18 protein-coding genes are annotated in these 14045 nt (G+C 33.3%); 9 read left to right on the top strand and 9 right to left on the bottom strand.

The genetic code is table 11. The features are described from left to right. Nucleotides 1-15: 15 nt before the first annotated feature. Nucleotides 16-603: a riboflavin synthase gene (locus tag FJV36_RS02470; RefSeq protein WP_158730259.1), complete on the bottom strand. Its 588-nt coding sequence runs from the start codon at nucleotides 601-603 to the stop codon at nucleotides 16-18. 57 nt (nucleotides 604-660) lie between these two features. On the opposite strand from FJV36_RS02470, the gene pdxA reads away from it, so the two are divergent. The 6 genes from pdxA to accC all read left to right on the top strand — a co-directional run bounded on the left by pdxA (nucleotide 661) and on the right by accC (nucleotide 5659). Further along, nucleotides 661-1710, top strand: coding sequence for a 4-hydroxythreonine-4-phosphate dehydrogenase PdxA (gene pdxA / locus FJV36_RS02475; protein ID WP_158730258.1), 1050 nt, complete (start codon nucleotides 661-663; stop codon nucleotides 1708-1710). Between the two features lie 85 nt (nucleotides 1711-1795). Further along, nucleotides 1796-2338 carry a DUF177 domain-containing protein gene (locus tag FJV36_RS02480; protein WP_158730257.1) on the top strand — a complete coding sequence of 181 codons (543 nt, stop codon included), beginning with the start codon at nucleotides 1796-1798 and terminating at the stop codon, nucleotides 2336-2338. Between the two features lie 9 nt (nucleotides 2339-2347). Then, on the top strand, nucleotides 2348-2542 hold the full coding sequence (gene rpmF, locus FJV36_RS02485; RefSeq protein ID WP_007137315.1) for a 50S ribosomal protein L32: 195 nt from the start codon (nucleotides 2348-2350) through the stop codon (nucleotides 2540-2542). Between the two features lie 174 nt (nucleotides 2543-2716). Beyond that, a complete protein-coding gene (locus FJV36_RS02490; RefSeq protein ID WP_086455150.1) occupies nucleotides 2717-3715 on the top strand; it encodes a beta-ketoacyl-ACP synthase III in 999 nt (332 codons plus the stop codon). Nucleotides 3716-3738: 23 nt separating this feature from the next. Next, nucleotides 3739-4218 carry an acetyl-CoA carboxylase biotin carboxyl carrier protein gene (accB, locus tag FJV36_RS02495; RefSeq protein WP_158730256.1) on the top strand — a complete coding sequence of 160 codons (480 nt, stop codon included), beginning with the start codon at nucleotides 3739-3741 and terminating at the stop codon, nucleotides 4216-4218. Between the two features lie 94 nt (nucleotides 4219-4312). Further along, nucleotides 4313-5659, top strand: a complete 1347-nt coding sequence (gene accC, locus FJV36_RS02500; protein ID WP_158730255.1) for an acetyl-CoA carboxylase biotin carboxylase subunit — start codon at nucleotides 4313-4315, stop codon at nucleotides 5657-5659. A gap of 77 nt (nucleotides 5660-5736) precedes the next feature. Here accC and FJV36_RS02505 read toward each other — a convergent pair whose 3' ends face one another. Continuing rightward, nucleotides 5737-7638 carry a S9 family peptidase gene (locus tag FJV36_RS02505; RefSeq protein WP_158730254.1) on the bottom strand — a complete coding sequence of 634 codons (1902 nt, stop codon included), beginning with the start codon at nucleotides 7636-7638 and terminating at the stop codon, nucleotides 5737-5739. A gap of 211 nt (nucleotides 7639-7849) precedes the next feature. Here FJV36_RS02505 and FJV36_RS02510 point away from each other — a divergent pair, with 211 nt between their 5' ends. Both FJV36_RS02510 and mtgA read left to right on the top strand, forming a co-directional pair. Next, nucleotides 7850-8962: an FAD-binding oxidoreductase gene (locus FJV36_RS02510; RefSeq protein WP_158730253.1), complete on the top strand. Its 1113-nt coding sequence runs from the start codon at nucleotides 7850-7852 to the stop codon at nucleotides 8960-8962. Beyond that, entirely contained in the window at nucleotides 8962-9708 is a 747-nt protein-coding gene (gene mtgA / locus FJV36_RS02515) for a monofunctional biosynthetic peptidoglycan transglycosylase (protein WP_158730252.1), read from the top strand. Before FJV36_RS02510 ends, mtgA begins: the two co-directional genes overlap by 1 nt. 207 nt (nucleotides 9709-9915) lie before the next feature. On the opposite strand, the gene FJV36_RS02520 is transcribed toward mtgA, so the two are convergent. The 5 genes from FJV36_RS02520 to FJV36_RS02540 all read right to left on the bottom strand — a co-directional run bounded on the left by FJV36_RS02520 (nucleotide 9916) and on the right by FJV36_RS02540 (nucleotide 12369). Beyond that, a complete protein-coding gene (locus tag FJV36_RS02520) occupies nucleotides 9916-10170 on the bottom strand; it encodes a GIY-YIG nuclease family protein (protein ID WP_158730251.1) in 255 nt (84 codons plus the stop codon). A gap of 351 nt (nucleotides 10171-10521) precedes the next feature. Beyond that, nucleotides 10522-10932 carry a lipocalin family protein gene (locus tag FJV36_RS02525; RefSeq protein WP_158730250.1) on the bottom strand — a complete coding sequence of 137 codons (411 nt, stop codon included), beginning with the start codon at nucleotides 10930-10932 and terminating at the stop codon, nucleotides 10522-10524. Between the two features lie 26 nt (nucleotides 10933-10958). After that, nucleotides 10959-11531 (bottom strand): hypothetical protein, encoded by a 573-nt coding sequence (locus FJV36_RS02530; protein ID WP_158730249.1) that lies wholly within the window; start codon nucleotides 11529-11531, stop codon nucleotides 10959-10961. After that, nucleotides 11528-11881 carry a hypothetical protein gene (locus FJV36_RS02535; RefSeq protein ID WP_158730248.1) on the bottom strand — a complete coding sequence of 118 codons (354 nt, stop codon included), beginning with the start codon at nucleotides 11879-11881 and terminating at the stop codon, nucleotides 11528-11530. Before FJV36_RS02535 ends, FJV36_RS02530 begins: the two co-directional genes overlap by 4 nt. A 59-nt stretch (nucleotides 11882-11940) precedes the next feature. Further along, a complete protein-coding gene (locus FJV36_RS02540) occupies nucleotides 11941-12369 on the bottom strand; it encodes a hypothetical protein (protein WP_158730247.1) in 429 nt (142 codons plus the stop codon). 126 nt (nucleotides 12370-12495) lie between these two features. Between FJV36_RS02540 and FJV36_RS16420 the strand changes: the two genes are divergently transcribed. Continuing rightward, nucleotides 12496-12702, top strand: a complete 207-nt coding sequence (locus tag FJV36_RS16420) for a helix-turn-helix domain-containing protein (protein WP_255470323.1) — start codon at nucleotides 12496-12498, stop codon at nucleotides 12700-12702. Nucleotides 12703-12794: 92 nt separating this feature from the next. Here the strand turns inward: FJV36_RS16420 and FJV36_RS02550 are convergent, their stop codons facing one another. Next, nucleotides 12795-13229 carry a JAB domain-containing protein gene (locus tag FJV36_RS02550; protein WP_158730245.1) on the bottom strand — a complete coding sequence of 145 codons (435 nt, stop codon included), beginning with the start codon at nucleotides 13227-13229 and terminating at the stop codon, nucleotides 12795-12797. Nucleotides 13230-13309: 80 nt separating this feature from the next. Further along, nucleotides 13310-13705, bottom strand: coding sequence for a hypothetical protein (locus FJV36_RS02555; RefSeq protein WP_158730244.1), 396 nt, complete (start codon nucleotides 13703-13705; stop codon nucleotides 13310-13312). Nucleotides 13706-14045: the final 340 nt, after the last annotated feature.

Here is a 14045-nt window from a genome sequence, read left to right on the forward strand (position 1 = left end):
TTTTTTATATGTGTCTTATTTTGTTTGATGAAGTCGGGATACGTATTTGCCAATAACATCAAACTCTAAGTTTACTTTTGTGCCAATTGTAAAAGTGTTGAAGTTGGTATGTTCATACGTGTACGGGATAATGGCAACGCTAAATCTATCTTTTTGCGAATCTACTACGGTTAAGCTTACGCCGTTTACTGTTATCGATCCTTTTTCGATTGTGATGTTATTTAAATTACTGTCGTATTCAAATGTGTATTTCCAACTCCCGTTGGTTTCGTCGGCAAGAATGCAAGTTCCTACTTGGTCAACATGACCTTGTACAATATGTCCGTCAAGCCTATCGCCGAGTTTCATGGCGCGTTCCAGGTTTACAATATCGTTTGCATTCCAGTGAGATAGGTTGGTTTTTTGTAAAGTCTCATCTATAGCAGTTACTGTGTAGCGGTCATCTTGTATGGCTACTACTGTCAGACATACGCCGTTATGTGCTACGCTTTGGTCTATTTTAAGTTCGTTTGTTATAGAGGAGCTGATGGTAATATGCACATTAGAATTCTCTTTTCTTATTTCTTGGATGGTGCCAAGTGTTTCTATGATTCCTGTAAACATTTCTTGTTTTATTTTACTAAATTTGCACTTCAAAATTAGCAATAAATAACGGTAGTCATGGTGAAAAATGCAGAAAATATAATTGTAGGGATTTCTATAGGAGATTTAAACGGTATTGGAAGCGAGGTGGTTTTGAAAACATTTGAGGATTCTCGGATGTTAGAAATGTGTACTCCGGTTATTTTTGCAAATGTAAAAATGTTGTCTTTTGTAAAAAAATCATTTCAATCAACTTCTTTATTGCACGGAATTGATAAATTAGACCAATTGGTCCATGGAAAAATCAATGTTTTAAATGTTTGGAAAGAAGGAGTTGAGTTAAATTTTGGTAAATCTGATGGTAAAGCAGGAGAGTATGCAATAAAGTCTTTTGTTGCGGCTACAAAGGCATTAAAGGAAGGTGGAGTTGATGTGTTAGTGACGGCTCCTATTAATAAATCTAACATACAATCTGAAGAGTTTGCATTTCCGGGACATACAGATTACTTGGATCAAGAATTAGAGGGAAATGCATTGATGTTGATGGTTCAAGATAATTTGAGGGTAGGTTTGCTTACAGATCATATTCCTTTAAGTGAAGTAGCAGCGCATCTTACTGAGGAGTTAATTGTTAGAAAGATTGAAACAATCAAGCAGTCTTTAATTCAAGATTTCAGTATAAACAAGCCTAAAATTGCAGTGTTGGGGTTGAATCCTCACTGTGGTGATGGTGGAGTAATAGGGAATGAGGAAAACTTAGTTTTGAATCCTGTTTTGAAAAAAATATTTGATAAAGGAACACTTGTTTTTGGGCCTTTTTCAGCAGATGGTTTTTTTGGAAGCAATCAATATGAAAAATACGACGCCATAATAGCAACCTATCATGATCAAGGATTGATACCTTTTAAGACATTGTCTTTTGGTAAAGGAGTGAATTATACAGCAGGTTTAAATAAAATTAGAACTTCGCCAGATCATGGAACTGCTTATGAAATAGCGGGTAAAGGTATTGCTGATTTCAATTCATTTAAAGAGGCGGTTTATTTAGCTATAGACGTGTTTCATTCTAGAAATCAATATGCGGAAATCAGTAAAAAACCGCTTAGAATAAAAGAAAAACAGTTGTGAACAAAAAAAAGTGAATAAGATTATTAGATTTGCAATAAATTTATATCTTTGCACTCCCGAAGTTTAGGGTCAAATTGTGGTTAAAATGAAGAACACGAAAGAATATTTGATACCTTTTATAGGTTTGAAGCTAGGGGAACATAATTTTGAATATCAAATTGATAATAAGTTCTTTGAAATCTTTGATTACAATGAATATCAAGATTCAAATATCAAAGTAAATGTAGTTTTAGATAAAAAAAGTACATTTCTAGAATTAAGTTTTAAACACAAAGGATACGTAAATGTTCCTTGTGACTTGACCAGTGAAGATTTTAACTTGGCTGTAAAAGGAAAAATGAAACTTATAGTTCGTTTTGGTGAAGAATTTAATAATGATAATGAGGAGTTATTAATACTTCCTCACGGAGAGTTTGAGATTGACGTAGCGCAGTATATTTATGAAATGATTGTGTTGTCAGTGCCTTTAAGACGGGTTCATCCTGGCGTAAAAGATGGTACTTTGCAAACAGAAGCTTTGCAAAAACTTAGTAAACTTGCTGTAAGCGAAGAGAAAGAAGAAATTAAAGAAGAAGAAAATATTGACCCGCGATGGGACAAATTAAAGCAACTATTAACGGATAAATAATATAGTAAAATGGCACATCCTAAGAGAAAAATCTCCAAAACAAGAAGAGATAAGAGAAGAACACATTATAAAGCTACTGTAGCACAAATTGCAACTTGTCCTATCACAGGAGAAGCACACTTATACCACAGAGCATACTGGCACGAAGGTAAAATGTATTACAGAGGGCAAGTTGTTATAGATAAATCTGTAGCTGTTGCTTAATACATTACGGTAAATGATATTCGAACTCTCACATCGTGAGAGTTTTTTTTGTTGATCATAATTAGAGCTAATTATAAAACAACACATTCAGAAAAAAATGAAATTTTTTTTGTAATTTTCACGTCTTTTAAAAAATTTTCAAATGGAAACATTTGACTTGAAATAAATGCAACAATGAATACAATCACAGCCGCAATAACCGCTGTTGGTGCCTACGTACCTGATTTTGTACTTTCGAACAAAGTATTAGAAACAATGGTTGATACCAATGACGAATGGATTACTTCACGTACAGGAATTAAAGAAAGAAGAATACTTAAGGATACCGATAAAGGAACCTCTTTTTTAGCTATAAAAGCTGCTCAAGATTTGATAGCAAAAGCTAATATTGATCCTCTTGAAATTGATATGGTGATATTGGCCTCAGCTACACCAGATATGCCTGTAGCTTCTACTGGGGTTTATGTAGCCACCCAAATAGGTGCTACAAATGCATTTGCATATGACTTGCAAGCTGCTTGCTCTAGTTTTTTATACGGGATGTCTACTGCATCTGCTTACATAGCTTCAGGAAAATATAAAAAAGTACTATTAATAGGTGCTGATAAAATGTCCTCTATTGTAGATTATACAGATAGAGCTACTTGTATCATTTTTGGTGATGGTGCTGGAGCGGTACTTTTTGAACCTAATTACGAAGGATTAGGGTTGCAAGATGAGTATTTGCGTAGCGATGGAGTAGGTAGAGATTTCTTGAAGATAGATGCCGGTGGGTCTATAACCCCTACATCATTTGAAACAGTTAGAGATAAAAAACACAGTATAGTACAAGATGGTAAAACTGTTTTTAAATACGCAGTAACTAACATGGCCGATGCTAGTGAATTGATACTAAAAAGGAATAATTTGACCAATACTGATGTTGATTGGTTGGTTCCTCATCAAGCAAATAAACGTATTATTGACGCTACAGCAAGCAGAATGGAGCTTGAAGACTCTAAAGTACTTGTGAATATTGAGAAATATGGCAATACCACGTCAGCTACCTTACCTTTAGTTTTATATGACTTTGAGCACTTGTTAAAAAAAGGGGATAACATAATTTTAGCAGCATTTGGTGGTGGGTTCACTTGGGGATCTATTTATTTAAAATGGGCTTACGATAAAAAATAAATTTAAACTAAAAACAAATAATCATGGATTTAAAAGAAATTCAAAATCTAATCAAGTTTGTAGCAAATTCAGGTGTTGCAGAAGTTAAATTAGAAATGGATGATGTAAAAATTACCATTAGAACCACTTTAGAAGGAAATGTAACTGAGACTACGTACGTGCAACAAATGCCAGTTCAGGCTGCAATTCCTCAGGCAGTAGCGCCTCAGCAAATTGCTCCAGTTGCAGCAACTCCAGAAGCAGCAGTTGTAGAAAACGCACATTATATTACTATTAAGTCACCAATTATTGGAACTTTTTATAGAAAACCATCACCAGACAAACCAATGTTTGTTGAAGTAGGTAAATCAATTGGAAAAGGTGATGTTTTATGTGTAATTGAAGCCATGAAATTATTTAACGAAATTGAGTCTGAAGTTTCAGGTAAAATTGTTAAAATATTGGTAGACGATATGTCGCCAGTTGAGTTTGATCAACCGTTATTTTTAGTTGATCCATCATAAAGAAATTTTAAACTATAAAATTATTTTTGATATCGAATATTTCGAAAATCAATAGAACTTAGATTTAAAATTTACATTTAAAATTTCAAATAAGATGTTTAAAAAAATACTAATTGCAAATAGAGGTGAGATTGCATTGCGCGTTATTAGAACGTGTAAAGAAATGGGCATAAAAACAGTTGCAGTATACTCTACTGCTGATGCTGATAGTTTGCACGTGAAATTTGCTGACGAAGCGGTTTGCATAGGACCTCCTCCAAGTAATTTATCTTACTTAAAAATGTCAAATATTATTGCAGCTGCCGAAATTACAAACGCAGATGCAATTCATCCAGGGTATGGTTTTTTATCTGAAAATTCAAAATTTTCAAAGATATGTCAAGAACACGGAATCAAATTCATTGGTGCTTCGCCAGAAATGATTGATAGAATGGGTGATAAAGCCTCTGCTAAATCAACTATGATTGAAGCAGGTGTTCCATGTGTTCCAGGTTCAGTTGGAATTTTAGAATCGTATGAGCAAGCTTTAGGGTTAGCAAGAGAATTTGGATTTCCAGTTATGTTAAAAGCTACTGCCGGTGGTGGTGGAAAAGGAATGCGTGCCGTTTGGAAAGAAGAAGATTTATTGAAAGCATGGGAAAGTGCTCGTCAAGAGTCGGCTGCAGCTTTTGGTAATGACGGAATGTATCTTGAAAAATTAATCGAGGAACCTCGTCACATCGAAATTCAAGTTGTGGGTGATGCTTACGGTAAAGCCTGTCACTTATCTGAAAGAGATTGTTCCGTACAAAGACGTCATCAAAAACTTACCGAAGAAACTCCTTCGCCTTTCATGACTGACGAATTGCGTCAAGCTATGGGTGCTGCAGCAGTAAAAGCTGCTGAGTTTATCAAGTATGAAGGTGCTGGAACAGTAGAATTCTTAGTAGATAAGCACCGTAACTTCTACTTTATGGAAATGAATACGCGTATTCAAGTAGAACATCCTATTACTGAGCAAGTAATTGATTATGATTTGATACGTGAGCAGATCCTTGTTGCTGCTGGTGTTTCTATTTCTGGTAAAAACTATTTACCGCAACTACACGCTATTGAATGTCGTATTAATGCCGAAGATCCTTATAATGATTTTCGTCCTTCGCCAGGAAAAATTACTACGTTGCACATGCCAGGCGGACATGGTGTACGCTTAGATACACATGTGTATTCTGGTTATACAATTCCTCCAAATTACGATTCTATGATTGCAAAACTTATTACTACTGCTCAATCTCGTGAAGAAGCAATTAGTAAAATGAGAAGAGCATTAGATGAATTTGTAATTGAAGGTATAAAAACTACCATTCCATTCCACAGACAATTGATGGATGATCCACGCTACATTGCAGGAGATTATACTACTGCTTTTATGGATACTTTTAAAATGAACGATCCTGAATAAGAATCTGTTTAGATCACAATAAAAAATCCCGTCAAATATTTTTTTGACGGGATTTTTTGATTTATTGTTTACCTATTTTACAACGTTTCTTTCAGCCATTTGAAAAATTCAGTTTGCCAAACTAAAGCGTTTTGAGGTTTTAAAACCCAGTGATTTTCTTCGGGGAAGTATAGAAATCTACTTTTTAAACCGCGAAGTTGAGCTGCCTGGAAAGCTTCCTGTCCTTGTCCTATTGGTACACGAAAGTCTTTCCCACCTTGGATAATTAAAATTGGTTTGTTCCATTTTTCTACTAAATTCATAGGGTTGAATGTGGTATAATTTTTTTGAGCAGTGGTATTGTTCTTCTCCCAATATGCTCCACCAAAATCCCAGTTGCTAAAGAAAACTTCTTCAGTTGTTCCAAACATGCTTTGAGTATTGTAGACCCCATCGTGGGCGATAAATGTTTTGAAACGGTTGTTGTGAATTCCTGCTAAATAAAAAACAGAATACCCTCCATAGCTCGCTCCCACACATCCTAATCTAGTATTGTCTACATAATTTTCTTTGGCCACAGCATCAATGGCTGATAGGTAATCATCCATAACCTGTCCGCCCCAGTCTTTGCTGATTTCCTCATTCCAAGCCACTCCATGACCCGGCATTCCACGACGATTAGGAGCTACTACAATATATCCATTTGCGGCCATTAATTGTAAATTCCATCTGTAGGAATAAAATTGTGTCAATGCAGATTGTGGTCCGCCTTGGCAATACAAGAGTGTTGGATATTTTTTTGAAGCGTCAAAATTAGGAGGAAGTACCACCCAAACTAACATTTTTTTACCATCTGTAGTGGTTACATATCGTTTCTCTGTTTTGCTTAGCGCCAAAGTGGAGTACGTAGTGGTGTTAACATTCGATAGTTGTTTCCAAGTGTTTTTACTCAAATTATAAGAATATATTTCTGAAGCATGATTCATATCGGTGCGTGTCACTAGAATGTTTTCACCAGTTAAACCAATAAGATCATTTACATCAAAATCACCTTCAGTTAGTTGACGAACGGTTATGGCTATGCGTGTTGCACCTGGAAAATTCACTTCAAAAAGCTGTTTTGTCCCATCAATTGGGGCTACAAAATAAACTTTCTTTCCATCAGCACTCCACATATAATGATCCACTGTGCCATCCCAATTTGCGGTAAGGTTTATTTTTATTCCTTTAAAGAGAACAATGATGTCATTTTTGTCCGCTTCATAGCCATCGCGTTTCATTTGTAGCCATGTTAAATTTCCGCTTGGTGAGAACTGTGGAGTAGTGTCATAACCTTGGTTTTCTTCGGTTATGTTTGTAGTTTTTTTTGACTCTAGATTGTACTCAAAGATATTGGTGTTGGTAGAAATAGCATATTCAGTCCCCGCTTTTTTCTTGCACACGTAATAAATATTTTTGCTGTCTGGCGACCAAATATAATCTTCGTCACCACCAAAAGGTTTTTGTGGACTATCAAAATTTTCTCCTTCTTGGATGTCAATTCCTAGTGCACCTTCCTTATTTTCTTTAAAAAAAACATGGTTGTATTTGCCTTCATTCCAAGTGTCCCAATGGCGGTAATTCAATCCATCGTAGATTTGTACCTCTGATTTTTGAAGTTCTGGATAAAAATCTTTTCCGTGCACTTTTTCAACCTTTACTTCTTCGTGGTACACCACGTATTTCCCATCTGGCGAAATATTTTTGTCTTTCAGAATGTCTTTTGTATCTTTAATTTCAGTAGGATTTCCACCATCTAAGGGAAGCGCATACATTTTTGATTCCGATTTATTGTCTGAAACAGAAGGCGTGCTTACTTTGTAAATCACATTTTTACCATCTAAGGAGATTCCTAGTGGGGTTACTCGACCTAGTTTCCAGAGTAATTCTGGAGTCATTGTATTTTGTGCCATTGTGTTTAAACTGATCATTAGTAAGGATATAAAAAGTGTTTTTTTCATGGGTAAAATTGCTTTTTTAGGATGTTAAAAATAGCTCTTTTTTTCCTATTTTAGTCTTGTAGAGGAAGGTTTTTTAGCCCCGATAGCAGTGGAAATCCTTTCTAGTCTTACACGTATTTCAGGTCGCTGAAATGTGTGTAAGACTAGAAAGATTGCAACGGATAGCGGGATTAGCTCCTAAAAAGTATTATTTTTATAAAAAAATTTCGAAATGGACCTGAGTTACTGGGAATTGAAAAACTGGTTTACTAATGTAGATTATACCATTGTAGGAAGTGGTATCGTGGGCTTGCATGCTGCTTTGCGCTTGCGCGAAAGATTTCCAGACAGTAAGATTTTAGTTCTTGAAAAAGGTGTTTTGCCACAGGGAGCAAGCACTAAGAATGCTGGTTTTGCTTGTTTTGGTAGTCTTTCTGAGGTTATAGACGATTTAAGAACACACACAGAGGAAGAAGTTGTTCAATTGATACAGAAAAGATGGCAAGGACTTCAATTACTGAGAAACAAACTTGGGGATGCTGCCATTGATTTTAAACCTCATGGCGGTTATGAGCTTTTTCTAGACGGAGACCAAGATGTTTTTCAGGACTGTATGGTGAAACTCCCTTTTGTGAATGATGTTTTAAAACCTTTGTTTAAATCGGATGTTTTTGCAAAAGAAATAGATCGTTTTGGGTTTAAAGGAATTCATGAATACCTTATTTTTAATCCTTTTGAGGCACAAATTGATACCGGAAAAATGATGCATGCCCTGCTCAAAGAGGCGATAGATAAGAATATTTTAATCCTAAATACACAAACGGTTACTGATTTTCATGACGATGGAAACCAGGTTACTGTAGCTTTAGGATCGTTTAGTTTTAATACCAAAAAATTGTTTTTTGCTACCAATGGTTTTGCTCAAAAATTAACAGAAAATGCGGTGCAGCCAGCAAGAGCTCAGGTTGTTATTACAGAGCCGATAGCTGATTTAGACATAAAAGGAACTTTTCATCTAGACCGAGGTTATTATTATTTTAGGAATATTGACAATAGGATTTTATTAGGTGGCGGCAGAAATCTAGATTTTGCAACAGAAAACACCACTGAATTTGGTCAGACAGAAATTATACAAAAAAAATTGGAACAACTCTTAAAAGAAGTAATTTTACCAAATCATGATTTTAAAATAGCGCATAGCTGGAGCGGAATCATGGGAATAGGAACAAGTAAGAATCCCATTGTTTCGGCTCTTTCAGACAACGTATATTGCGGTGTGCGTCTAGGAGGGATGGGTGTGGCAATAGGGAGTTTAATAGGTACAGAATTAGCAGATTTACTATAATGGGAACACGAATTACACCAAAAAAATCCAAACAACCCGTCAAAAAAAGCACAAGCTCTATTGGCAGTAAGATCAGTAGGTTTTTGCTCAAAGTATTACTTTGGTTTTTTGGGCTATCTCTTTTTTTTGTGGTTTTTTTTAAGTTTGTCCCAGTGCCCTTTACGCCTTTGATGGTTATTAGAGTTTTTGAAAATAAAGTTGCTGGTAAAGAAGTTTTTTTCAGTCACGACTGGGAGCCCATTGAGAATATTTCCATGAATTTACAAAAAGCAGTTATTGCTAGTGAGGATGGGACGTTCTTGACGCACAATGGTTTTGATTTTGTTGCCATGCAAAAAGCCTTCAAAAATAATGAACGGGGTAGGCGTATTAAGGGCGGAAGCACTATCTCACAGCAAACAGCTAAGAATGTATTTTTATGGCAAGGCCGTAGTTATTTACGAAAAGGTTTAGAGGCGTATTTCACAGTTTTGATTGAACTTATATGGGACAAAGAACGCATCATGGAGGTATACCTGAACAGTATTGAAATGGGTAATGGTGTTTACGGAGCGCAAGCTGCAGCCGAACACTGGTACCGAAAAGGAGCTTCAAGCTTGACCCCGAAGCAAGCTGCTGGTATAGCTGCCATATTACCTAACCCGCGTAAATACTCAGCAACAAGTTCCTCAACGTATATTAACAACCGAAAAGCTAAAATTGTTAGGGTTATGAGGACTGTAGGTAAAGTCAATTATCCTAAGTAGGTCTTGGGGTTATAGAGTAGATTTGTAAAAAAAAATTGTAATAGCTAGTTAGTAGTTATTACAGTTTTTTTGTGTTTTGAAATCAAAAAAACTTTTATATTAAAGTGATATGAAGCAAAAAAGCCTCACATTGCTGTAAGGCTTAATTGTATTGGTTGAGAATATCGGATTCGAACCGATTACCTTCCCGAAGGCTTTCGGGACGCTCTATTCAAATGATTTATTTGATATTAAAAATTCAATATATTTTCTGCTTTTCTTCTTTTTGATTTCCATCTCTCTTTTTACAGCTAATGAACGAGAATCAAAAATTTCAAAATAAACTAATATCCAATCTTTAGCCACTTTTGTATAAGCACTTCTACTATTTAAATGATCATTAAGTCTATTTTGAATATTTTCACAGGACCCAGTGTAATATTTATCCAAAGTTTTAGAAAAAATAATGTAAGTATAAAACATAGGCTTTAAAATAAAAAAAGCCTCACATTGCTGTAAGGCTTAAATTTTACTAGTGGAGAATATCGGATTCGAACCGATCACCTCTTGCCTGCCAGGCAGAAATAATTCGTTTTCATTTCTTCTCATTCTCTTTCAATTATTTGAAATTGAACAATTTAAGTTGTTTCTGATTTTCATTTTTTTTCATTAAATTTCATTTATTTAGCAATTTGTTGCAGTATAGTTGCAGTCAAAATTTAAAAACATTTTATTTAATGTAAGTATGTAACTCTTGCAATTGGTGTAAAACTAATAAAATAATTTTACATCAATTACTTTTTTGTCAGTTTTTAAACATTTACAAAATTAAGTTTAATTAACCTTGTAATAAGTTCCATTATAAGGGGTTTCATTAGGATTTCCTGTTGCTACAAATTGCACTTTTTTGTCTGTTATAAAAACCATTTTTTGAATATATGCTAAAGTAACAGTTTGAGGATATGTCATTGTTAGTTTATCCCCATTTACAATATAAGTGCCTGTTTCACTATCATAGCTAGTACCGCTTGGAATTGAATATCTGTAAATTATTTTTCCATCAGTTGAGAAAGTAAAACTGTTATTTGTTGTAGGATTTGTACTTGGGTCTTTAAAATACCATTGCCCAATTAATTTTTGCCCATTTTCATTTAAAGTTGGTGTTGTTGTATCATCATTTTTTGAGCAATTGGTAAAAAAAGCTAAACTTAATAGCATGTTAATAAAATAGATTGTTTTCTTCATGTTTAGATGTATTTATTAGTTAATTTTTAAATTTTAATATGTTGCGGATAATCAGAATACAAAAGTCCAAACAAAGACGATACTCCTTGAAAATTATCAGGACTAATCTGAATTTCAAAATCAAAATCATCACTTAAAAATGGCTCTGCCGATGATAACTTATTACCATCTTGGTATTTGAAAACAAGCTTAAACCAAATAGTATCAAATATTGATTTATTTATATTGACGAAATACTCCATTCTTTGCTCCCATTCAATTAGTTGAGTTGGGCTGTGCTGAAAACTTAAATATTCATTGTAAAGATTTAAACAATCTTTGTTTATTTTTCCAACCTCGGTGGCAAAAACTAATGATTCATAAAGTCTTTTAAATTCATAACCTTCACTATAAACTTTTTCTGGACATTGAAGTTTGTGAATCCAATGCATTTCTGAATTGCAAATACATTTATTGTTTTTGTCAATTTCTACCATTAATTTATAATCATCCTTCCACTTTTCTAAAATTTTATTAATTGCAGATAATTGATATACTTTATCAATTTCTTTTTTATAACTGAATTTGAAATGATTTTGTAGTGAGATTTTTGGATTCATCTAAATGCAATAAATACAAGTAAAAATATTGACAATAAACTCAATACAACGGTTGGTCTAAAATCTATTCTAGTGAATGTTGGCGGAAAAAATGAATCATAAATTCCAATCAAAAGTTTAGATAAAAAATTTATTATTACCACAATTCCGATAAAATACAAAATCGCTATATACCATTTCAAATTATAGAATAAAACGATTACTGGTAAAAGTAATCCTGTAATCCCAAACCAAGCCATTCCTAAAGATTTGTTTATGGATGCGAAATTTTTTTCTTTTTCGGCAATTTCATAATTTGCAATAAACCAAAAGTAACTTAGCACTGCAATTAGGCAATAAATTAAATACATACGTTTTGTTTTAAGAGTTTTAAAGTAGTTGTTTTGTTTATGTTAAGGAAATTGGAAAATCATTCAAATACCCAAATTAGGTTATACCAAATTTCTCCATTTTTTGCTGTTATTTGTGATAATATAATATGTTCTACAATAGATACCTCTTCACTATATTTGGTTTCAACTTCCCATTTTGTAGTCTCTGAATTTAATCGCTTGTATTTTGAATCATATTCTGAAATGTATTTATTCAACGATTTTCGGTCAAAAGGAGTAATAACAAGCATTGTGCTTAATTTTGAATTATCAAAAGTATATGTCGCAGCTGCATTTTGTAATCTAATATCTATTGTAATTGTGCCGTTATCTTCCTTATTTTGTTTAAGTTGATATTTCGATTCTTTATATTTTTTCTTAATACTCGAAATTGGCACTCCAATATTTTTTTGACTAAAAACTTCATTAACCATAAGTATTAGAAGTAGTAACAGATATTTTCTCATAAAATTAATTTTTAAAAAGTTTACAAATATACGTTGTTAACCAATCCGATAACAACAAATTTAATAATTAGTTCAAATTTTGAAAATTAATTTTCAAAAGTTTTGACTAAAAAAGAGTTTCAAATATTGGTTGGTAAAAGGATAAAGCAGTTGCGAGAGGAAAGAAATTTGTCTCAAACTGAACTAGCCAACTTGTGTGAGTTTGAAAGGTCAAATATGAATAGAATTGAAGCAGGAAACATAAATCCATCTGCCTACGTTTTGTATTCTATTTCATTAAAACTTAATGTTGAAACTTCGGAATTATTGAACTTTAAACCTCTCGGCATTTAAAGTTTTCGCTATTAATACCTATAATTGATTTTTTCAGGTTTTTTAAATTACCTTAAAAATCAGAAATCAAGTTACTTTCACGAATAGGTAATTTAGAAAAAACCATCTCGTTTAAAACTGTAAAAATCGTTTTTACTAATAATGAAATGGTCAAGCAGAACAAATTCCATCAATTCGCAAGCATCAAACAACTTTCTAGTAATTTTCTTGTCTGCTTCACTTGGTGTTAAATTTCCACTTGGATGATTGTGTACTAAAATAATACCTGATGCATTGCATTTTAAAGCAACGCTCAAAATAATTCTAATATCAACCACAGTTCCTGAAATGCCACCTTTAGAGAGTTCGTGAATACCTAAAACAAAATTTGCTCTATTGAGCAGTATAATTTTACATTCTTCTTGAAATTCTATAATATCCAAATTCCATTGAGATAAAATAAATTCAAATGTTTGGCTACAAGTAGATAATTTAATCTTGTTATCGTTACTGGTAGAATAGGAAACTGTTATTTCTGCTACTTCCATAAATTAAAATTTTAAAAAAAAGGAAAACCTGCCCTATATTGAAAATCAATTCAATATAGAACAGGTTAATTCCTAATTTGTTAAGCATATTCTAATTCGTGTTTGCCATTTTTCGAGAAACTTTCAACATTAGGTTTCAAGTTTTCATAAACTGGTTCTTGTGGCTTTTTGGTTTCGGGTACTTGTTGGGTATAAACAAATCTGTGGTTTAATAGCATCACTTCGCCAGTTTCCTTTACAGTCAATTCGTAAGCATCACATTGTTCCTTAATGATTTCTCCTTGCATTTGAGTGCCAATAAGTGCTTTGCAAGTCATTTCATCAAAGGTTGTTGCAATTGATGTTTTCCTTGCTGTTGCATAAAATTTGCCTGTGGCTTTGCTTTGCACCATTTCTATGCCACCTTGCAGTTCTAAAACAAAAAATGATTTTCCATCTTCTGTCTCTCTTTCTTTAAAATTAATAATTGTTACCATTTTTTGAGTCTTTGAATTGAGTTTTTTGCCAAAGGAATATTTTCAATTTTTCTGAAATTTCAACTATCACCTTGAATTTTGAGCCTATTATCTATATAACTTTTAGCACAATGATTGTCATTGCTCAAAATAAGTGAGGGTTTTTAAGGAGGTTGGGCTTTTGTAAAATAATATAGATTTGGTTAATACAGTTTTTATATTTCAACAAGATTTCTATCATAAACAATTGTACCAGTAGTCAATAGAATTATATGTTTATGAAGTCATTCATTTTTAAAATGAACTATATTTTTATTGTTCAAGGTTGAAAATATTTGATTTGAATTGTAAAGGAATTGAA

Source organism: Flavobacterium sp. I-STPP5a, from assembly GCF_009764685.1.
Lineage (GTDB): Bacteria > Bacteroidota > Bacteroidia > Flavobacteriales > Flavobacteriaceae > Flavobacterium.